Source organism: Mangrovibacterium sp., from assembly GCF_059905295.1.
The window spans coordinates 1-20,085 of record NZ_JBZQJF010000279.1 but is presented as its reverse complement, the minus strand read 5'-3'; the positions used below and the strand labels follow the sequence as shown (position 1 = coordinate 20,085).

Annotated in this window: 16 protein-coding genes and 1 tRNA gene; 15 read left to right on the top strand and 2 right to left on the bottom strand. The window is 40.8% G+C overall.

Annotation, left to right across the window (positions count from 1 at the left end; genetic code table 11):
- Positions 1-338: 338 nt before the first annotated feature.
- The 4 genes from AC37HE_RS14335 (at position 339) to tpiA (ending at position 3,556) form a co-directional block, all read left to right on the top strand.
- Positions 339-1,532: a M24 family metallopeptidase gene (locus tag AC37HE_RS14335; protein WP_500783537.1), complete on the top strand. Its 1,194-nt coding sequence runs from the start codon at positions 339-341 to the stop codon at positions 1,530-1,532.
- A 113-nt stretch (positions 1,533-1,645) separates the two neighbouring features.
- Entirely contained in the window at positions 1,646-2,146 is a 501-nt protein-coding gene (locus AC37HE_RS14330) for a YkgJ family cysteine cluster protein (RefSeq protein ID WP_500783536.1), read from the top strand.
- A 97-nt stretch (positions 2,147-2,243) separates the two neighbouring features.
- Positions 2,244-2,666, top strand: a complete 423-nt coding sequence (locus tag AC37HE_RS14325) for a DsrE family protein (RefSeq protein WP_500783535.1) — start codon at positions 2,244-2,246, stop codon at positions 2,664-2,666.
- A 131-nt stretch (positions 2,667-2,797) separates the two neighbouring features.
- Complete coding sequence (gene tpiA / locus AC37HE_RS14320; protein ID WP_500783534.1) at positions 2,798-3,556, top strand: triose-phosphate isomerase; 759 nt, start codon at positions 2,798-2,800, stop codon at positions 3,554-3,556.
- Positions 3,557-3,761: 205 nt separating this feature from the next.
- Here the strand turns inward: tpiA and AC37HE_RS14315 are convergent, their stop codons facing one another.
- Positions 3,762-6,110 carry a glycoside hydrolase family 3 N-terminal domain-containing protein gene (locus AC37HE_RS14315; protein ID WP_500783533.1) on the bottom strand — a complete coding sequence of 783 codons (2,349 nt, stop codon included), beginning with the start codon at positions 6,108-6,110 and terminating at the stop codon, positions 3,762-3,764.
- Positions 6,111-6,445: 335 nt separating this feature from the next.
- Between AC37HE_RS14315 and lon the strand changes: the two genes are divergently transcribed.
- The 11 genes from lon to AC37HE_RS14260 all read left to right on the top strand — a co-directional run bounded on the left by lon (position 6,446) and on the right by AC37HE_RS14260 (position 19,493).
- Positions 6,446-8,815: an endopeptidase La gene (gene lon, locus AC37HE_RS14310; RefSeq protein ID WP_500783532.1), complete on the top strand. Its 2,370-nt coding sequence runs from the start codon at positions 6,446-6,448 to the stop codon at positions 8,813-8,815.
- Positions 8,816-8,890: 75 nt separating this feature from the next.
- Positions 8,891-8,963, top strand: a tRNA-Thr gene (locus tag AC37HE_RS14305).
- 318 nt (positions 8,964-9,281) lie between these two features.
- Positions 9,282-10,304, top strand: coding sequence for a thiamine-phosphate kinase (locus AC37HE_RS14300; protein WP_500783531.1), 1,023 nt, complete (start codon positions 9,282-9,284; stop codon positions 10,302-10,304).
- Positions 10,301-12,505, top strand: a complete 2,205-nt coding sequence (locus AC37HE_RS14295) for a carbamoyltransferase C-terminal domain-containing protein (protein WP_500783530.1) — start codon at positions 10,301-10,303, stop codon at positions 12,503-12,505. The genes AC37HE_RS14300 and AC37HE_RS14295 overlap by 4 nt, the downstream gene beginning before the upstream one ends.
- A gap of 17 nt (positions 12,506-12,522) precedes the next feature.
- Positions 12,523-13,554, top strand: coding sequence for an NAD-dependent epimerase/dehydratase family protein (locus AC37HE_RS14290; protein WP_500783529.1), 1,032 nt, complete (start codon positions 12,523-12,525; stop codon positions 13,552-13,554).
- Positions 13,555-13,565: 11 nt separating this feature from the next.
- The gene (locus AC37HE_RS14285) at positions 13,566-14,864 is read left to right on the top strand and encodes a radical SAM/SPASM domain-containing protein (protein WP_500783528.1); all 1,299 of its coding nucleotides are present in this window, start codon (positions 13,566-13,568) and stop codon (positions 14,862-14,864) included.
- Positions 14,865-14,874: 10 nt separating this feature from the next.
- Entirely contained in the window at positions 14,875-15,894 is a 1,020-nt protein-coding gene (locus AC37HE_RS14280; protein WP_500783527.1) for a UbiA family prenyltransferase, read from the top strand.
- A gap of 10 nt (positions 15,895-15,904) precedes the next feature.
- Positions 15,905-17,140 (top strand): NADH:flavin oxidoreductase, encoded by a 1,236-nt coding sequence (locus AC37HE_RS14275; RefSeq protein WP_500783526.1) that lies wholly within the window; start codon positions 15,905-15,907, stop codon positions 17,138-17,140.
- Positions 17,106-17,348, top strand: a complete 243-nt coding sequence (locus AC37HE_RS14270) for an acyl carrier protein (RefSeq protein ID WP_500783525.1) — start codon at positions 17,106-17,108, stop codon at positions 17,346-17,348. Before AC37HE_RS14275 ends, AC37HE_RS14270 begins: the two co-directional genes overlap by 35 nt.
- Positions 17,345-18,520 carry an aminotransferase class I/II-fold pyridoxal phosphate-dependent enzyme gene (locus tag AC37HE_RS14265; protein ID WP_500783524.1) on the top strand — a complete coding sequence of 392 codons (1,176 nt, stop codon included), beginning with the start codon at positions 17,345-17,347 and terminating at the stop codon, positions 18,518-18,520. The genes AC37HE_RS14270 and AC37HE_RS14265 overlap by 4 nt, the downstream gene beginning before the upstream one ends.
- A 1-nt stretch (position 18,521) precedes the next feature.
- Positions 18,522-19,493 (top strand): diacylglycerol/lipid kinase family protein, encoded by a 972-nt coding sequence (locus AC37HE_RS14260; RefSeq protein ID WP_500783523.1) that lies wholly within the window; start codon positions 18,522-18,524, stop codon positions 19,491-19,493.
- A 27-nt stretch (positions 19,494-19,520) separates the two neighbouring features.
- On the opposite strand, the gene AC37HE_RS14255 is transcribed toward AC37HE_RS14260, so the two are convergent.
- A partial coding sequence (locus AC37HE_RS14255; protein WP_500783522.1) for a hypothetical protein occupies positions 19,521-20,085 on the bottom strand: 565 nt, incomplete at its 5' end.

Sequence of the window (20,085 nt, the reverse complement as noted above, 5' to 3'; positions counted from 1 at the left end):
TCTTTTTAAGATAAAGTTGACATGTTTTGGGCTTTCTGCCCGATTTTTAGTTTACCAGCCAAAGATTCAAAAACTACCAAAAAGGTCTCGGTAAATTATCTTCTTTGAAAGGCCGCCTGAAAGACGGTGCAAAGATAAAAATTCCTCAGGAAGAATGTGCTATAAAGCACTAAAACAAGCCTAATGTGTAAAACTTCAGACTGTTGTTAATAATCACATCCTGATTCCCTTCCCTTTGCCTACCGAGTGTGAAGTTTCGTTAAGAGTTCCTAAACTTCACAGATCATCCCAAGTAAGACCAATCATTACACTTATATTTGTGTCCCAAATACATTTTTATGAGTGAGAAAACACCAGCCAAAGAGCTGAATGCGAGGATGGAGTCCTTTTGCCAAATCATGACGGCCCAAAACCGGGATTGGCAAATGGCAATGATTTTCAGTAAAGTAAACCTGTTATATTTTACCGGATCGATGTCGGAAGGGATGTTGATCGTTGAGCGAGATAAAGGAGCAACCTATTGGGTGCGCCGCAGCTACGAAAGAGCCGTTCATGAATCGGAATTTGCCGACATCAAGCCAATGGGAAGCTACCGCGATGCCGCGAGCAGCTACTCCCGGATACCGAATGAAGTTTATTTGGAAACCGAGTTTGTACCCTTAGCCATGTTTAACCGGGTACGAAAATATTTCCCGTTTGAGTCGTTCAAGCCATTAGATTTTCAAGTTTCTCTGACACGCTCGGTGAAAAGCGCGTGGGAACTGTCATTTATGGAACAGGCCGGAAAAATTCACCAGCGGGTTTTGGAAGAAAAAGTTCCAACCCTGTTGCGCGAGGGTATGAGTGAAGCCGATTTGGCAGCAGAGCTTTACGAGGTTATGGTGAAAGAAGGACACCAGGGAACCGCCCGTTTTGCGATGCACGACACCGACATTGTGGTGGCACAATTGGGCTTTGGAACCAGTTCTTTAATTCCAACCAACTTTGATGGTCCTGGCGGAAACCGCGGGCTGAATGCTGCCGTCCCTAGTTTGGGAAGCCGCGAGCGGAAATTGAAGAAAGGTGATTTGGTATTTGTCGATATGGGACTTGGCGTTAACGGGTATCACTCGGATAAAACCATGACTTACATGTTTGGCGAGCAATTACCGGCAGAAGTGCAAAACATTCATCGCCAATGTGTAGACATCCAGAACCGGGTAGCAGAAATGCTAAAGCCTGGCAACACACCGGAAATGATTTACGAAACCATTATGACTGACCTGAGCGATGAGTTTAAGCAAAACTTTATGGGCTATGGCAATCGACAGGTGAAGTTTCTGGGACATGGTATTGGTCTGACTGTTGATGAGTTGCCGGTACTGGCCAAGGGATTTACGATGCCTATTCAGGAGAACATGGTTTTCGCCGTTGAACCAAAGAAAGGTATTCCCGAAATCGGCATGGTCGGTATTGAAAATAGCTTCCTGGTTACCCCGGAAGGTGGTCGCAGCATAACCGGAACTAATCCTGGATTAATATTCGTCGAATAAACTGAAATTTAAAAGATAGAAACAACCTGAAACAACAGCGTGAAAATTCTGTTGCTTCAGGTTATTTTTTTGTCCAACCAACAGATTCTATCTTTGTCTAAGATTTTATAATAATGACCTACAATTTTGAACAATACCAACAATTCATCGCCAAAGTGGATGAATTGACAGAAAAACTTTCGGAGCTTCACAAAAGCCATATGCAATGCCGCAAGGGATGCGATCTGTGCTGCATGAATTACCGGATTTTTCCGGTGGAGTACTTTGCCATTCAACAAAGCCTTAAAGAGCAACCGGTGGAGACAAAGGCATCGCAAGACGACAGCTGTATTTTCTTACAGGATCATATTTGCCAGGTTTATGCCCACCGGCCTTTCATTTGCAGGACGCATGGCCTTCCCCTGCTCTACTTAAATGAGGAGCAATGGGAGCTTTCGGCCTGTGAACTCAACTTCACTGAATTCGACGATGAGGATTTCTCTGCTGAAAACACTTTTCCGCAGGACACCTTCAACAGTGAATTATTCCAGATCAACAAGGCATTCATTCAACAGAATAAGTTAAATTATTCTGAATTCGATTTACTGGAGATAAAGGATTTCCATCAAGGTTAAAAGCTCTGAAGAATTAATAAAAAATGTTTAAATCTCCGGCTTCAGTTTTGAATTCGGAACTTGGCTTAATAACTTGCCCGAAGAAACCGAATTCACCATGAGAAAACTAATTTTATTCTTCTTAATGCTTGTTGGTATCCACTTCGCCGGCAAAGCCCAAAACGAAAAACCAATGAATGAGAACAACAACAAACTGGCGGTTATTTGGTCGAGCGGAGATCCCGAAGTCGCACAGAAAGTTTGTTTCATGTACACACTGAATGCTAAAAAGCAAGGCTGGTTCGACGATGTTGTATTGATTGTTTGGGGACCTTCAGCTAAACTACTGGCTGAAAATGAAGACCTGCAAGCCGAAGTGAAAAAGTTGATGGATGCTGGCGTCGTTGTTGAAGCCTGCATTACCTGCGCCAATATGTACAACGTGGCCACCGACCTGAAAGATTTGGATATCGACGTACGTCCTATGGGAGTCCCGCTAACCAACTATTTAAAAGAAGGTTGGAAAACGTTGAACTTCTAAATCAAAAAGGCTTTAAACAAAGGTTAAATTCAAAACATCACAATCAAAAATATAGGTGGTTTATCCGCCTTTTTTTAATTTTGGGGTCGACAAATTGAAATCATAATTTCTATCCACAAATCAAATAAAACATGAGAAAAAAAGTTGTTGCCGGTAACTGGAAATGTAACACGACCGTTCAGGAAGGTGTTGAATTAGCAAAAGCTGTAAACGAACTGGTTGCCAAAGCAGACGCGAAAGACGTTGTTGTTGTTCTTGGAGCTCCTTTTACACATATTACCAAAGTTGTTGATTCTGTAGACGCTTCACTGGTTGGTGTTGCTGCTCAAAACTGTGCTGCTGAAGCTAAAGGTGCCTACACTGGCGAAGTTTCTGCTTCAATGGTAAAATCAACTGGTGCTGGTTACGTAATTTTAGGTCACTCTGAAAGACGCGAATACTACGGTGAAACAAGCGAAATTTTGAACAAAAAAGTTGCCTTGACTTTAGAAAACGGCTTAACTCCGATCTATTGTTGTGGTGAAGCTTTGGAAATTCGCGAAGCTGGTACTCAAAAAGCCTATGTAATCAACCAATTGGAAGAAACAATCTTCAACCTAAGCGCTGAAGACTTCAAAAAAGTAATTATTGCTTACGAACCAATCTGGGCAATCGGTACTGGTAAAACTGCTTCAACTGAGCAAGCACAAGAAATGCACAAAGACATCCGTGAAGCAATCGCTGCAAAATACGGTGCTGAAGTTGCTGAAGAAATTTCAATCCTTTACGGTGGCAGCTGTAAAGCAAGCAACGCTCCTGAGTTGTTCGCCAGCGCTGACGTTGACGGTGGTTTGATCGGTGGTGCTTCATTGAAAGCTGAAGACTTCATCGGTATCATTACTGCTTACTAATCGAGTTTCTAACTCGATTCAAAATATAATCCCGGTTGGACATCCAATCGGGATTTTTTGTTTGACGTAGTAACGAACCTCGTTAAAGAGAGGTAACGAGCCTCGATAAGGTGCAGTAACGAGCCTCGCAACAAAAAAGGGTGAAAAGAAACCACCCTAAAGTGCCATCCTCTTCACCCTTTCTCAATCGCTGCCAAGCGAGAACTTAATATCGAAATCCCTTTTCCAAGGTAATTATATCTTCCAATTGAACGTCTTTCGATGAAGAACCAATCATCACCTTGAAGTCACCGGGTTCAATTATGCGTTTATAATCAACACCAATCAAACTAAACATGTCTTTCTTCAAAGTAAAAGTGACTTTTTGGGTTTCGCCTTTCTTCAGATACACATGCGAGAAAGCCTGTAACTGTTTAATCGGACGTACCGTTGAAGCATACTCGTCTCGCAGGTATAACTGCGGCACCTCTGCTCCATCGTAGTTACCGGTATTGGTTAAATCGAACGAAACCGTGTAGGTGAAATCATCCACTGGTTTAATCTTCAGATTGGCATATTTAAAGTTTGAATAGCTTTTCCCTTCGCCAAAGCTGTACAAGGGTGCCGATGTTCCTTCCACATAGTTATGTGCTACCGGATTTTTCTTATCGTAGTAAACCGGCAATTGTCCAACTCCACGAGGCACAGAGATTGGCAAACGACCTGTCGGGTTGTAATCGCCAAACAACACGTCAGCAATTCCATTTCCGCCCTGCTCTCCCGGATACCAGGCAGTCAATAGCGCGTCTGCATTCTCCGATGCCCAATTCATGTTTAGCGGTCGGCCTTCAATATAAATAACCACTACAGGCTTACCTGTTGCCTTAATGGCTTTCAATAATTTCATTTGATCACCCATCAAGGTCAAAGTCATGCGGTCGTTCCCTTCACCACTTTCCATATCGGTCAGCAGTTTGCTGTTGGCAACTGCTGCACCGGTAGCCTGGTAGTCGGTATTAAAGTCGCGGGCACTGGAACCACCAACTACCACGACAGCAACATCTGCTTCTTCAGCCGCTTTTACTGCTGATTCAATATCCGATTGTGTGGTATCGCGAATAGCACATCCTTTCGCGTAAATCACATTTTTAACCCCAACTTTAGCTTGAATACCCTCCAAAACAGTCACAACATTTTCTTCAGGCTGCGGCGACGTGTAATCTCCCAGTTGGTTATACATGACATCAGCATTCGGACCAATTACCGCCAGCTTAATGCCTTTTTTACGGAGTGGTAATACACCTTTGTTTTCCAGTAAAACGGTGGATTGTTGGGCCAGCTCACGAGCCAGTGCAATATGGTTTTCGCTGTGAACCTTTTTCTTTGCTTCTTTCGGATCAACATACGGATTGTCGAACAAGCCCATGGCGAACTTCCACCGCAATACGTTATATGCAGCGGAGTCGATTACACTTTCCGGCAATTTGCCCTCTTTTACGGCTTGACGTAATTCGGCATAAGCCAAACCACCTAAGTCCACATTTGTTCCGGCTTCAATCGATTTAATGGCTGCCTCCTGTACTGTTTTCGTCACAAAGTGCGAGCCCATGATTCCCTGGATGCTGTACAGGTCGGAAACCGAAAATCCCTGAAAGTTCCATTTGTCACGCAAAATATCAGTCAGGTATTCTTTATTCATTGTTGAAGGAATTCCATCGATCGAATTGTAGGAAGTCATCACCGACAAAGCGCCGGCATCAATCGCATCGTGAAACGGCGGAAAATAATTCTCCAGCAAATCACGACGACTTACAACTGAAGCATTACCATTAACTCCTGACTCAGGACCTCCATAAGCAATAAAGTGTTTTAAGGTTGAGATGACACTTTCAGGCTGGCTAACATCTCCCCCCCCCAAGCCTTTTACCATCGCTTCACCCATGCGAGCTACGAGAATCGGATCTTCGCCATAAGTTTCCTCAACACGCGACCAGCGTGGTTCACGTGCCAGATCAAGAATAGGTCCGTAAGCAATATGAGCCCCCTGCAGTCGCAGTTCTTCTCCAATTACCTGGCCCATTTTTTCAATCAATTCGGGATTGAAGGTTGCAGCCTGTCCCAGGCCGGTCGGGAACACTGTTGTTCCTATAGCCATATGCCCGTGAGCAGCTTCCTCTGCGAAAAACATCGGAATTCCCAATCGGGAATGTTCAATACTGTAACGCTGCAAAGCATTGGCAGCTTTGGCGGCTAATTCCGGATTCAATCCGTTTGCAAGGGTCTTTTTAGTCCATGGATCGGCACGAAAAGTAGCCCACAACATACCGGCCAACTGTTCTTTTTCCAAGGTTCTAAACTGGTTGGAAGCAGCCACATCATTCCCTTTTATCTCATACATCTCCCAGCCCATGAAACAGAGGATCTGCCCAACTTTCTCATCCAAAGTCATGCGTTGCAGCAAATCTTTGGTTCTTACTTCCGGCGAATATTCCGGATCTTTGTAAATCGGATGTTTGGCCTGACCAACAGCAATTCCAGAGATCAACAACAAGCCAATACAGATACGGTACCACATAAAAATCTATTTTAAGTTATAAGCTCAAAAAACACCTTACTATTTTACCCGATTCAAAGCTATTAAAAAAAACGAAGTGCTCCAGATCGCGATGTGTGCGCCAATCATTTTTTTTAATCTCTTAATATCGGCCTGTTTTGATTACTGCCTTCCTGTCTTTTTTTCACGCTATCCAGAAAAATCAGTTTCAAAATGTCAGTATCGACTGCCATTCCGTTCATTTTCAATGTTTGGATTTATGTTTGAAAACCTGTAACCAACGATTCTTCCCGAAAATTGAATAACTTTTAAGGTACCGGAAGAATTGAACTGGAGGTCTTTTAAAATTTGAAATTATGGAAAACAATACCAATGAAAACACCGGAATCGTGCTGGTATCGGAGGTTTACCCGGATAATATTGTCGTCCTTCCCCTCGAAAACCGCCCCGTCTTTCCAGGCTTAGCGCTACCGCTGAACTTTGTAAACCAGAACATAGTCAAGTCAGTACAATACTCCATCGAAAAAAATGATGGATTTATTGGCGTATCGTACATCCAGGAAGAAAACAAAAGCGATTTCTACCAATCCAAAATTTACAAAACCGGAACTTTACTGAAAGTCCTGAAAGTGATCAACAAAACCAATGATAGCATCCAGTTTTTTGCACAAGCGGTCACGCGTTTTCATTATAAAAAGGAAGTTGTACGCATGGGATTCAGACACTGGCAGGTTGAATATGATTACAATGGTAAGCAGCCTGTTGGCAACGAACTGAAAGCCTACACCCTTGCTATCATCAATTCAGTCAAAGAGTTGATTAAGCTGAATCCGATGTTTCAGGAACAGATGAAATTGGCCCTGTCGCAGGTTGGCATGGAGAAACCGGGTCTACTGATGGACTTGGTAGCTTCTTTCCTGACAGCTGACGGTGATAAACTTCAGCCTTTGCTTGAAGCAAGCGACTTATTCGAACGAAGTGACTTATTGCTTAAACTGCTGAAAGAAGAAATTGAGCTAAATGTTTTGCAACAAGATATTGAAAAGCAGATTGAAGAAAAGATATCGAAACAGCAGCGTGAGTTTTTTCTGCGCGAACAACTAAAAATTATCAAGCAGGAACTAGGGCTGGAAAAAGACGACAAAACAAGCGAAATTGAAGCAATTGAAAAGAAAATTCAGAAGCTCGTTTTCAGTGATGAAGCAGCAAAAACTGTTCAGGAAGAGTTGAATAAATTACAAAGCCTGGAAAGCGGGTCGGCCGAGTATCAGGTTTCGCGCACTTACCTAAACTGGCTAACCGATTTGCCCTGGGGCGTATTCTCCGAAGACAATTACGACCTTGCCAAAGCTCGAAAAATACTGGATGAACAGCACTACGGCCTCAACGATGTAAAACAACGCATCCTCGAGTTTGTCAGTACCATCGTGAAACGGCGCAAGGTTTCCGGATCCATCATTTGCCTGGTTGGGCCTCCGGGAGTGGGCAAAACATCCATTGGTAAATCAATTGCTGATGCTCTTGGCCGAAAGTTTTACCGCTTCTCTGTAGGCGGTATGCGCGATGAAGCTGAAATTAAAGGCCACCGGCGTACATACATTGGTGCTATGCCCGGTAAGTTGATTCAATGTCTGAAACGAACAGGCGTTTCGAACCCGGTAATTATGCTCGACGAGATCGATAAGATCGGTGCCAGTTACCAAGGCGATCCGGCAGCAGCTTTATTGGAAGTACTTGATCCGGAGCAAAACAGCGACTTCCTGGATCACTACCTCGATGTACGCTACGACTTGTCGAGCATCCTGTTTGTAACCACGGCCAACCAGCTGGACACCATTCCACGCCCTTTACTCGACCGTATGGAGATTATCAACCTTTCAGGTTACATTTTAGAGGAAAAAGTAGAAATTGCCAAACGCTTCCTCATTCCCAAACAACGTAAAGAACATGGTTTGAAAGCCAACGAAGTGAATATTACTGATGCTGCATTAGTAGAGATTGTGGATGGCTATGCCCGGGAGGCTGGGGTACGCGGACTGGAAAACCAGGTTAAAAAGATTATGCGGAGATCGACGCTCTTACTGACCGAGAATGGCGATACCAAAATCAATGTCAGCAAAAATAACCTGACCGAATTTTTGGGGCAACCGATTTTCACCACTGAAGAGTTGTATAAGAAACAAATTCCGGGAGTAACACTTGGCTTGGCATGGACTGCCATGGGGGGAACAACACTTTACATTGAAGCCCAAGGTGTAAAAGGTCGCGGCCCGGGACTTAAACAAACCGGGCAACTGGGGAATGTCATGCAGGAATCATCCGAAATTGCTTACTCCTATGTACAAAGCTTACTGGAGAACGATAAAAAAGAGTTTTTCAAGAACCACTTGGTACACTTGCATGTGCCAGCTGGTGCAACACCGAAGGATGGCCCATCAGCCGGAATTACAATGGCACTGGCCATGTATTCGCTGGCAATCAACAAACCAATCAAAAAAGGCCTGGCGATGACCGGTGAACTAACCCTAACCGGTAAAGTTCTACCAATTGGTGGCCTCCGTGAAAAAACGATCGCAGCCCGGCGTGTAAATATTTTTGAGTTGATTTTCCCGGCAGAAAACAAAAAAGACTTCGACGAATTGCCCGATTACCTGAAAGAAGGAATCACGCCGCATTTTGTTGCTTACTTTAATGACGTGATTAAGATTGCTTTCGAAATAAAATAAGCTTTCTGTTTAAAAAAACTGGCTTACAAAGAATAACGATAGCCTGTTGTGCTTAACTTCGGGCTTTTCAATGTTGCCTTCTTAGCTCAGCTGGTAGAGCAGCTCATTCGTAATGAGCAGGTCGCGGGTTCGAGTCCCGTGGAAGGCTCCGAGGAGAGTAATAAATACTCTCCTTTTCTTTTATCAACCAATCACTTATCTCCAAAACAAGAACTAGATATTTCTAAAATTGTCACCTGCTCTAAATCTGCGAGTCAAATTCAACCTTAAATTATTGCTCCGAATTCTTATAGTCTGGCTATAGAATATAAGCAGTCTACGAAAACCTTATAAATAAACATACGATGCTAACTCTCGTATATTCAAAAGAGTTTTAATAGTTGATAGATCAACCATTCTCCAAGAGTAACTTCCGAATAAACTTATCAATAAAATCACCTTGCAAATATTGTGTAATTCATTAGTTATGAATATGAACACAGAGCAAGATACAATAAAACGAATCTTAAAAATCTTACCTAGAAGCCAAAGCCTTTTAAATAATTTTTTTGAATCTGATGCTGAAATTATCAGTTACAACGGAGGCAAGTTACTTTTTACCGTTGATGAATTTTCTCAAGAGGATTTCTTTCGTGATGAACATCCCTATAGCCTGGGATGGAACGTCGCGGCTTGCACCATAAGCGACATTTTTGCAACAAACGGGAAACCGGTTTTCTATGGACATAGCATATCTTATTCGAATGAATGGGATAATGAATTTATTGACTCATTTTCAAAAGGTATATCAGATGTTCTTAATCAATTATCGGTTGAATTTATTGGTGGAGACATTGGAAGATCAACTAGTTGGCATTACACAGGGGTAGCTATTGGCGAAGTTTCTACACCTGTCACAAGGAAAGGGACAAGCCAAGGCGATTTGATATTTATGACTGGTCGTGTAGGAGCTGGAAACCTGGAGGCTGCTCTCAAATTATATGGTAAAAACAGATTTTTGGGGAAAGTCATCGATAACTACAGAATACAATTTCCAATTCGAGCTCGTGAATCAGCAATGATTGGTCAATACGCTACATCATGCATAGATTCGAGTGATGGTCTTTTTAATGCCCTAAATACAGTTGCTGAAATCAACCACCTGGGTTATAAAATCACCAATATTCCCTATCTGAAGGCCGGAATCATTGCCTGCAAATTACTTCACAAACCTGAAGCTGCCTTATTTCTTGGCGAGTGTGGTGAATATGAGCTCGTTTTTACGATAAAAGAGGATGAGGAGGAAGCTTTTTGTGATGAAGTCAAGCAGCATCATTTTGAAATAACAAAAATTGGAACGATTAAAGAAAATAGGGAAAAGACAATCGTGCTCAATGGAACTGAGAAAAAACTGGATAACTATAACCTGAGAGCCCGGGATTATAATCACATTAATGACTATTTAAATGATTTGACCAAGTATGCTGAAACATTAAATCGTATATCATGAAGATGAATCACTCACATACTGGTCGTTTTCGTCCTCACTTTCCTAATGCAGGCAAATCAGCAGAAGCTATTACTTACTTCTTCACAAAAATAATTGGTAAAGCTTTGAAATTCTACACTGCAGATAGTCATTATTATCAGGAAATGGGACGTCTATTCGCTAATAGAATAGAGAGAGGGGAAAAATTGTACATCCTGGGAATCACACCGAGTGGCCACAATTCTGCTGCTTCGCTAGTCGAGGTTTCATTAGCTGAGGGTATCAAAGTTTTATGCAATAATGAGGAAGAAAGATATAGCGGAATCAAGAATGACGGACATTTCCCTAAGCATTCGCTGAATGATATCATTCAAATTTTGGAGACGATGGGATTATCACCCAAAGACATTTTCATGGTTGTTGCTTCCTGGGACTATCTAAAAGGTCTTGCGACGGTAACTCGTCATGCTGTAGAAGAAGCTCCACGAAGTTTTAACCTGATCTATGAAAAGGCCTCACCGCACATGAACTTCTGGCATTTTGTTAATGCCTTAAAGGCTCCTTCTAAATTGAAACATTACCTGAAAACAAAAGAAAGAGTTCCGATAGTTGGAATGACTCACCATAACAATCACGCTTACTATGCCTATGCAATGTCTCCTTTTTACAACAGTGAGGATCCTGTTATGATTATAGTTATGGATGGTTTTGGTGACGATGGTTCTATCTCCCACTATGTAGCCTCTGGAAATAAACTTGAGAGAATTCGAAACAATTCCTCAATAATGGATTCACAAGGATTATTATATGCCGTAATAAGTTCGACACAAGGAGGCTGGGAACCCTTAAGCAGTGAAGGACGCTACATGGGAGCTAGTGCTTGGGGAGACATGAATCGATTAACGAATCCGTTCTATAAGAGGTTACGACAGATCTTACACTTCGATGGCGACGGATGGGTATATGTAAACCGCTCTTTAATTAACTATCACAAATACGGACAGGTTAAGCCTTATAGCAAAAGGCTGATTGATATTCTTGGCGAGCCTATTCCCCAGGACAAAATATGGAATCCGGACATCGTTTTGAATGTTGATGATATTGAACATGCCCCGATTACCCAGCAGCGAGTAGATAAGGCTGCGGCCTTGCAACTAATCTACGAAGACGCCTTATTTCACATGGTGGATTACCTGATCAAAAAAACAAAAAGTACGAAGCTTATTTTAAGTGGAGGAACGGCATTGAACTGCATTGCCAACATGAAATTGCTTGACCACTTTGATGAATCGTATTACAAAAAAACGCTTCACCAAAATAGTTCGAGATTAAATCTATGGATTCCTCCAAATCCCAGCGACACCGGAACAGCAATGGGATCTGCCTTTCATTTCGCACTCTTAAATGATATGCATAAGTGTTCTCCTATGAACCACGCTTTTATCTGCGGTAAAGCGCCGGAAGATGGTGAAATAAAAAAGAGAATTGCTGAATCGAATGATTTAGGCTCAATTAAAATTGGAAATATCCAGAACAAGAATGAATTGTACAAGGTAGCAGATTTCATGGCTTATATCATTTCCAGAAATGGAATCATCGGGCTTTATCAAGGCGTCGGTGAAACGGGCCCCCGTGCATTAGGACACCGGTCGATCTTTGCGAACCCATGCAATCCGGACACACTAAAGTTGTTAAACAGCCAGGTTAAATACAGAGAGCGAATCCGTCCTTTGGCTCCAATAATCACCTTGGAGGATGCAAAGCGCTTTTTCCATCTTTCGAAAGGAGCATCGGCTGCCAATTACAATGCATATAACTACATGGTTCTTACAGTCAAGGCCAGAAAGAAAAGTTACCCCATAATTCCGGCAGTAATTCATGTCGATGGAACCAGTAGGATTCAAATATGCAGAGAGGAAACTAATCCACTTTGTTATGCCCTTTTGAAAAGTTTAAAACAATATACAGGTGTTGAAGCAGCAGTAAACACTTCATTAAACGTTGGCACGCCGATCGTTCATTCCCCCGTACAAGCCATTCAGACTTTATACAGATCGAAGGGGCTTAGTGCCGTCGTAATGGTTGAGAACAATGGAGACGCCTACCTCGTCTGGCACGAGATTGATAAGCCGCCCAAAGACTCCGGGAAGAAAATTAAGGGCTGGTATCAAGAATGGAGAAAAGTCAATGAGGAAGTTATCCCTCAAAACATGCATAATTAATTGTCAATATGTCAGAAATGCAAAAAATATTAATCACAGGTGGCGCTGGCTTTATTGGAAGCCATGTGGTTGAGTATTTCTGCAAAGAAAATCAGCATGTTTACTGTCTTGTCAAAAAAACGACCGATATAAAATACATCAAAAATCTTCCTGTGAAATTGGTGTACGGTGATATACGAGACTTATCCACGCTTATCAAATTATCAGAAGATAAAGATTGTGTCATTCACCTGGCCGGACTGGTTAAGGACTGGGGGAAATACAAAGACTTTTACGAAACGAATGTTACCGGCACTTTAAACATCTTGAAGGCCTGTAAAACAAATGGCATTGAGACGATTATTGTAACAGGTTCAATTTCAAGTTATGGTGAAGAGAATTCAAAACAAGTAAAAACAGAAGAGTCCCCTTTCAACTCGCACTACAAATACTTCCTGGATTCTATTTTTCCGTGCAAAATGAACTATTACAGAGATACGAAAGCCATTTGCACCAAAGAAGCCATGAGATATGCTCAGGAGAATAAGCTTAACTTAACGATTATTGAACCAACCTGGGTATACGGAGAAAGGGAGTTCAATACAGGATTCTACATGTACCTTAAAACGGTAAAAATTAAAATCCCGCTCTACCCCGGATCCAGAAAGAACAACTTTAGCATAATCTATGCAAAAGATTTAGCCCGAGCTTATTATTTAGCTTTTAGAAAAAAAATCAAAGGCGTAAACCGGGTAATCATTGGCAACCAAAGGAATGAGAAAATGGATGATATTTTTTCCATTTTTTGCAAGGCACTCGCTGTCGTAAAACCGAAGAACATACCATGGATATTGACCTATCCCTTTGCGTTCATTCTGGAGCTAATCTATACGCTTCTTAGATTAAAGAACCCACCTTTGATTTCCAGAGGACGAATAAACATGTATTACGATAACATTGAGTATTCAACAGAAAAAGCAAGAGTACTTCTATCATTTACCAATGAATTCAGTCTGCAAGATGGAATTGAAAGAACTGTAAACTGGTATAAACACGAAGGTTTAATTTAAGAACGACACCTATGGAAACGCTTGAAATAAAAAACTATATCGGGATTCAGAAAGAACTAATCGGATTGAAAATCAAATTATTCACGTTCGTACATTTCACAACGGAACTTTTCAAAGGTAGTTTTCCTGCAAAACATTACGTTCGAATTCTTAGACGCCTGTTGTATTTTCTGAAAAAGATGAAGCATAACAAGTTCGTCAAGATTGGTAAAAAAGTAAAAATCAATTTGTACGTTCCGGGATTTCCGTCAAAGGCTTTTTATCATGCTTGTAACAAAGTTCTTGAGTTTGATAAACAAATGCCGTGTATTACCTGCCTGATTTCGGTAACAGCTGCTTGTCGCTATAATTGCCCACACTGCTATCAAAAGTTCGATCGGGGCAAAGACGTAAACATTGACATTCTTGTTGAAACAGTAAAAAAGCTTCAGAATAAGGGGATCGCTTTTTTCAACATAGAAGGTGGAGAACCGTTCCTAGTATTTGACCGGCTGCTTAAAGTCTGTAATGCAATTGATGAACGCTCCGAAATCCTCATAAATTCGACAGGCGATGGAATGACCCTGGAAAACCTGACAGAACTGAAAAATCGTAATAACCTGATGGGGATTATGTTTTCTCTCCACTTGGATAAGCCTGAGAAACTAAATCAATTTATGGGTACAAACAAGGCTTGGGAAAATCTGAGGAATGGCATTCAGTTATGCCACCAGGTTGGCATTCCCGTAACTTTTAATACCTGTCTCTTAAAAGAAGCTTTCCGGGATGGAACTTTCGAAAAGATCATGGAAACCTCGCAAAATTTTAAAGGAGCAATATTACAGCTCATAAAACCAAAGCCTGCAGGTGGCTGGTTGAATTCGTCATTAGAGAAATTTACAGAAGACGATGTCAATCATTTACTATCGAAGGTTGATGATTACAATTTGAAAAACAATCACAAAAGAGATACAGCAATTTATGCTATGATTCGGGAAGAGTCCAAAGATTTCTTCGGGTGTACAGCAGGAGCCATTGACCGGTTCTACATCAATGCAAAAGGCGATTTGCAACCTTGTGAATTTCTCAATATCTCTTTTGGAAACATTCAGGATGAGGGTTTTGATGTGCTATATGATCGCATGCGGGAAGTATTCAAGCATCCTTCATCATGCCAGCTTTGCGAAAAATATGCCCATGAGGTATTCAAACTAAAAGAAAGCAATAAGCTTACTTCTCTCCCACTACCTCCCGATATTTCGAGAGAGTTATATACAACATGGCAACGAAACGGCGATGTTGAATTCTACAATAAGATACAACGCTTGTAAAAACGAAACGATGCAATTAATCACCGTAAATAGATTCATTAAGGCTTATATCAAATCAATGCGTTTGTATTATGCTTTTGTTACAGGCATCGTAGGGTGGTTAGGAATTGCTTATTATCAATTTATTGCTAGTGAAAATTATTATAATCCTGCATCTAATTTCGTACACACCATACAAGAGCCGACAACGCTTATCAAAAAGATCGTAATCATTATCATCCTCTTCCTGGCATGGGGAACAAACCAGATTTTCAATGATTATCTGGGTCTGGATGAAGACCGGATTAATGCTCCTGACAGACCAATGGTAACAGGAGAGCTTGATATTAAAAGTGCACTAATCACATCTTCATTGCTCCTAACTTTCACTCTCCTTGTAACATGGTTCTATCTTGAACCGGTTGCTGTAATTCCTTTACTTATTGGAATCGGTTTAAACTTTGTATATGAGTATGCCAAAGGTCATGGGCTATGGGGGAATATTGTATTCGGAGTTATGATTTCAATGTGTGGCCTTTATGGCTGTTGGGCAGCCGGCCCTACAGATACTTATTTTACGCGAAGCACGGTTAGTGCGCTTGTTCTCATTACTGTAACAAATGGCTTAATGACTTACTACACCTACTTTAAAGATGTTACTGGAGACAAACTTGCGGGTAAAAATACGGTCATTGTAAAATATGGGCTTGAAAAGAACAGATACATCGCCATATTCGCTTCGTTTCTGCCTTCTGTTATATTTCTGATGGGTTACTATGGTTTTCATGCAATTGAGATAGAGCTCAACCGTATTTTTGTGATTCTGGGTCTTTTAACTGTATTTCTCCAAGTGTGGACCGGATTTCTTTATTACAAAAATCCAAAAGGTGAATTAACATACTATTCTCTCGTTACGAATATCAGAGCCTGTACCTGTGCACAAACAGCGATTATAGCTTTGTTCAATCCTGAGTTAGGGATGATCCTCTTTATTTTGACCTACATTTTCGTTGGTTTCCTTTTTAACCTGAATACAAACATTAAAGCATAAATCTGCTAAAATGGAATTATTTGAAAAGGCATATATCGGGAATTGTGAGTTGAGCAACCGAATCATACGGTCTGCCACATACGAAGGAATGTGTAATGAAAAAGGATTCCCCACAAAAGAATATCTGTCGTTATATGAACAGCTTTCAAAAAGTAGAATTGGCGCAATTATCACTGGATTTGCATACGTTTCGGAAGAAGGTAAAGCGATGCAACCTGGACAAGCTGGTATCTATAGCTCCCAATTCATCCCGATTTATAAAGAAGTCACATCCAGCGTGCATCGCAACGGAGGGAAAATTTTCATGCAACTGGCACATACCGGGCGGCAAACCAGAACACAGGAAACAGGAAAGGAAGTTGTTGGTGTTTCAAAAAAACGATCCTCTTATTTCAGAAGCAGCCCCAAACCATTGAAGTCCGATGAGATTATGCAGATCATCGAAAAATTCGGGAACAGTGCCCTTTATGCTCAAATGGCCGGCTTCGACGGGATTCAGTTGCATGCTGCTCACGGGTATTTACTTCATCAGTTTATTCTTCCCGAAATCAACAACCGGACGGATCAATTTGGCATTGATAAAGAAACCGGAATCGGAACAAAATTTTTGGAATTGATCATTGATAAGGTCCGTGATAAATGCGGGGCCGAATATCCGGTTCTTATAAAAATAAGTGGCGGAGATGACTATCATCCTGCATTAAGCAATAAGCGGCTTAAAAGACTGATCCAATTTATCGACCAAAGAGACATTGATGCCATTGAAATTAGTTACGGGACGATGGATTACGCTTTAAATATATTTCGAGGCGATGTACCAATCGATCTGATTTTAGCAAAAAATAAAGTCCTTCATTCAGATAGCCAACTCTCTAAGTATATCAAAAAGCTAATCTTCTTTCCACTAATAGAAAAAAAGCTCAAACCTTTTTCGCCAATGTATAATCTTGACTATGCGAAACTTGCTGCGAAACACACGACTAAACCTATTATCAGTGTTGGTGGATTCCGTAAAAGAGAAGAAATGGAGCAAGCTGTAAAAATTGATGGAGTCAATTTTGTCAGTTTATGCAGACCATTTATCTGTGAACCTGATTTTGTAGGAAAGATTGAAGCAGATTACAACTACAAATCAAAATGTCAAAACTGCAATTATTGTGCAATTATGTGTGACACACAAAACGTTACTCAATGTTATAAAAACCGAAATCATGGAAACGCTACAAAAAGTAATATCAATAATTAAGGCGAACAAAGAGAATGGCCTTGAAGTTTTACCTGATACTGATTTGATAGCAGGTTTAGGAATTGACTCTTTTGATACATTGATGATCATCAACGCAATAGAAGATGAATTCTCAATCGAATTTGATGGAAAAGATCTTGAGCATATCCGGACTGTCAATGATATCGTAAATATTCTGGAAACACGATATTATAAACAGTCGTCATGAGCATTGTTGAATTTTACAACAAGTTTCATCTGGACGATCAGCTAATTCAGGAGGCCGATTTTAATCCTTATTATCTGGAGGTACAATCCGGACTGGATGACATCATCAGAGTTGAAGATGAGGAAGTTGTTGATTTAGCCTCCAATAACTATCTGGGGATCGCCAACGATCGACGCTTGAAGCAGACCGTTTCAATGGCTGTAGAAAAATATGGTGTATCTATGTGTGCAACACCCATTTCGATCGGATTCTCAGAGTTATACAAAGAAACATGCCAAAGGCTGTCATCATTTATTGGCGTTGAAGACAGCTTGATATACCCATCATGTTACCAGGCAAACAATGGTGTATTTTCAGCAATTACCAGTAAAGATGATGTTATTGTTATTGATCAGTATGCTCACTCTTCTCTAATTGAAGGTGCCAAAGCCATTGGATGTAAAATACGCCCCTACTTACACAATAATCTGACAAGTCTTGAAGACAACCTCAAACACTGCGACAAATACAAGCAAATTTTTGTGGTCACTGAATCCGTTTTTTCAACAGAAGGAAGTATTGCTCCGTTCAATTCCATTAATACTTTATGTAAGCGATATAACGCCATACCTGTCATCGACGACTCCCATGGTATTGGAGTTCTGGGGCGAAGCGGTAAAGGAATTCTGGAGCATTTTGATATTACAGATTACGATGGCATTTATGTTGCATCGCTTGGCAAAGCATTGGCCAACCTGGGTGGAGTAGTTGGTGCAAAAAAAAGCCTGATTGATTACCTGAAATATTATTCCTCTCACCTGGTATATTCAACCGCATTACCGCCTCATATTCTGGCCGGAATATTAAAAGTCCTGATTATCATTGAGAATGAGTTTGACGACCTAAGTCAACGGATGTGGAATGCAAGAAACAAACTTCGAGATGCACTGATTGAATGTGGTTACCAACTTTCGGATGCTAAGGCCCCGATTATCTCAGTTAAAACAGGTGATTCTTTAGACACGATATTATTTGCAAAACAGTTATTTATGAACAAAGTTATTGCTACGCCATTCGTATATCCTTCGGTCCCCCTGAATAAGGGTGTTATTCGTTTAATCGCCGGAGCAAACCTGTCAGCAGAGAACCTGGATAAAGCAATAGCATGTTTCCGGAAAATCAAAAGAATATAGGATGACTTTTTTCCTGATAATAAATCCCAAAGCCAGGGGCGGAAGAAGTCGTAAACTAACCAGTTATATTATCTCCCGTCTTGATGAATCGAAGGTTTCTTACAAGTATAAACTAATAGATGACATTACTGATGCCACCCAACAAGCGATGCTGGCTAACAAAGAGGGGTATGATGTAATTGTTGCAGTTGGTGGAGATGGCACAATAAGAGCAGTACTAAATGGCTTTTTTGATAGCGAAGGCCGAAGAATATCTTCATCCGCGATGGGGGTAATTTACACTGGAACCAGCCCTGACTTTTGCAAAAGCTATAATATACCAATCGATATTGACAAAGCTATCGATATCCTTCTAACAAACGACAAACGACAAATTACAGTAGGAAGAATTACATTCTCAGAACGAAACGACACCAGTTTGAATGAACAAAGGATAGACAATTGTACCAAGCCCAAAACTGAATATTTTGGATGTTGTGCCAATATTGGAATCGGTTCTAAAGTTGCAAGAAAGGCCAATAGCGGGATTAGAAAATATCTGGGCGATTTTCTAGGAACTCTTATTTCATTACTTGTATCAATTTTCAACTATCATCCAACTAATCAGTCTTTTGAAATAAAAAGTGAATCGTATTCAATATCTAAACTCTTTAACTTATCGATTGGAAAAACTCATTATATCGCTTCCGGTATTAAAGTATTCAATAAACTTAATCCGGACACAAGACAATTATATTGCCTCACGGCAAGGGATATTACTTTGATCAGCTTACCCCAAATATTGAAAAATGCATACAGCGGAAAAGAAATCAAGAATACAGAAAGATTCTACGTAGAATACATTGATGAAATTGAAATCTTAGGCAATGTTGTAAATCCTGATATTGAACTAGATGGAGACCCTGCTGGTTATTTACCCTGTAAAATTGGAATTGCCAGGGACTATTTGACACTTGTTATTCAAGTCAGCTAAAAAAACCTGTCATGGCTCTCTTTTGACCTATAATCCGTCATTAAACCTTTTAAATGAACCACATTCAAAATTTCCGTTATTCGGTTGATTACATCGATTAAGCTGACAAAGAATATTTTCGCTCCAATCATCTTCAACATATTTTTTGCAAATTATACACAAACCCGGTATCGGAAATAAATCCATATTTAGACGTTTCCCTTGATCATCGAAAGAACCTCCATTTTGGTTCTCGCAACTAGAACCCAACACTTGATCTTTTCCCAATCCATTTTCCCGATGTTCCTCCTGATATCGAATCCATTCATCAATTTCAGAGGCCGAGGGCAATAGGTCTTTCAGAGCATTATCAATCACCTGATTGTTGTTCGTTTCAATTTGTTCTTCAATCTCTGTGCAGATGTCACAATAACCGGGAAAGGGACAATCTCCTTCTTCCATACAATCGCAAAATTCAACATGAAACTCACCAAAAGGAATAATCGCATGGTGTTCATACCAAAATCTACGAATAAAGGAGTAACGCATATGCAAGGGATAACGAATCGGGAATTCCAAAAAGAAGCGATACTTATTTAGTAGCTTTTCAAGC

What these genes read in the sequence shown, in the direction of transcription:
- AC37HE_RS14295 (WP_500783530.1), top strand. Translation starts at nt 10,301, where the DNA reads ATGAAGATGAATCACTCACATACTGGTCGTTTTCGTCCTCACTTTCCT.
- AC37HE_RS14260 (WP_500783523.1), top strand. Translation starts at nt 18,522, where the DNA reads ATGACTTTTTTCCTGATAATAAATCCCAAAGCCAGGGGCGGAAGAAGT.
- AC37HE_RS14315 (WP_500783533.1), bottom strand. Translation starts at nt 6,110, where the DNA reads ATGTGGTACCGTATCTGTATTGGCTTGTTGTTGATCTCTGGAATTGCT.
- AC37HE_RS14330 (WP_500783536.1), top strand. Translation starts at nt 1,646, where the DNA reads ATGACCTACAATTTTGAACAATACCAACAATTCATCGCCAAAGTGGAT.
- AC37HE_RS14290 (WP_500783529.1), top strand. Translation starts at nt 12,523, where the DNA reads ATGCAAAAAATATTAATCACAGGTGGCGCTGGCTTTATTGGAAGCCAT.
- AC37HE_RS14270 (WP_500783525.1), top strand. Translation starts at nt 17,106, where the DNA reads ATGGAAACGCTACAAAAAGTAATATCAATAATTAAGGCGAACAAAGAG.
- AC37HE_RS14280 (WP_500783527.1), top strand. Translation starts at nt 14,875, where the DNA reads ATGCAATTAATCACCGTAAATAGATTCATTAAGGCTTATATCAAATCA.
- AC37HE_RS14265 (WP_500783524.1), top strand. Translation starts at nt 17,345, where the DNA reads ATGAGCATTGTTGAATTTTACAACAAGTTTCATCTGGACGATCAGCTA.
- AC37HE_RS14285 (WP_500783528.1), top strand. Translation starts at nt 13,566, where the DNA reads ATGGAAACGCTTGAAATAAAAAACTATATCGGGATTCAGAAAGAACTA.
- AC37HE_RS14300 (WP_500783531.1), top strand. Translation starts at nt 9,282, where the DNA reads ATGAATATGAACACAGAGCAAGATACAATAAAACGAATCTTAAAAATC.
- AC37HE_RS14335 (WP_500783537.1), top strand. Translation starts at nt 339, where the DNA reads ATGAGTGAGAAAACACCAGCCAAAGAGCTGAATGCGAGGATGGAGTCC.
- AC37HE_RS14325 (WP_500783535.1), top strand. Translation starts at nt 2,244, where the DNA reads ATGAGAAAACTAATTTTATTCTTCTTAATGCTTGTTGGTATCCACTTC.
- tpiA (WP_500783534.1), top strand. Translation starts at nt 2,798, where the DNA reads ATGAGAAAAAAAGTTGTTGCCGGTAACTGGAAATGTAACACGACCGTT.
- AC37HE_RS14275 (WP_500783526.1), top strand. Translation starts at nt 15,905, where the DNA reads ATGGAATTATTTGAAAAGGCATATATCGGGAATTGTGAGTTGAGCAAC.
- lon (WP_500783532.1), top strand. Translation starts at nt 6,446, where the DNA reads ATGGAAAACAATACCAATGAAAACACCGGAATCGTGCTGGTATCGGAG.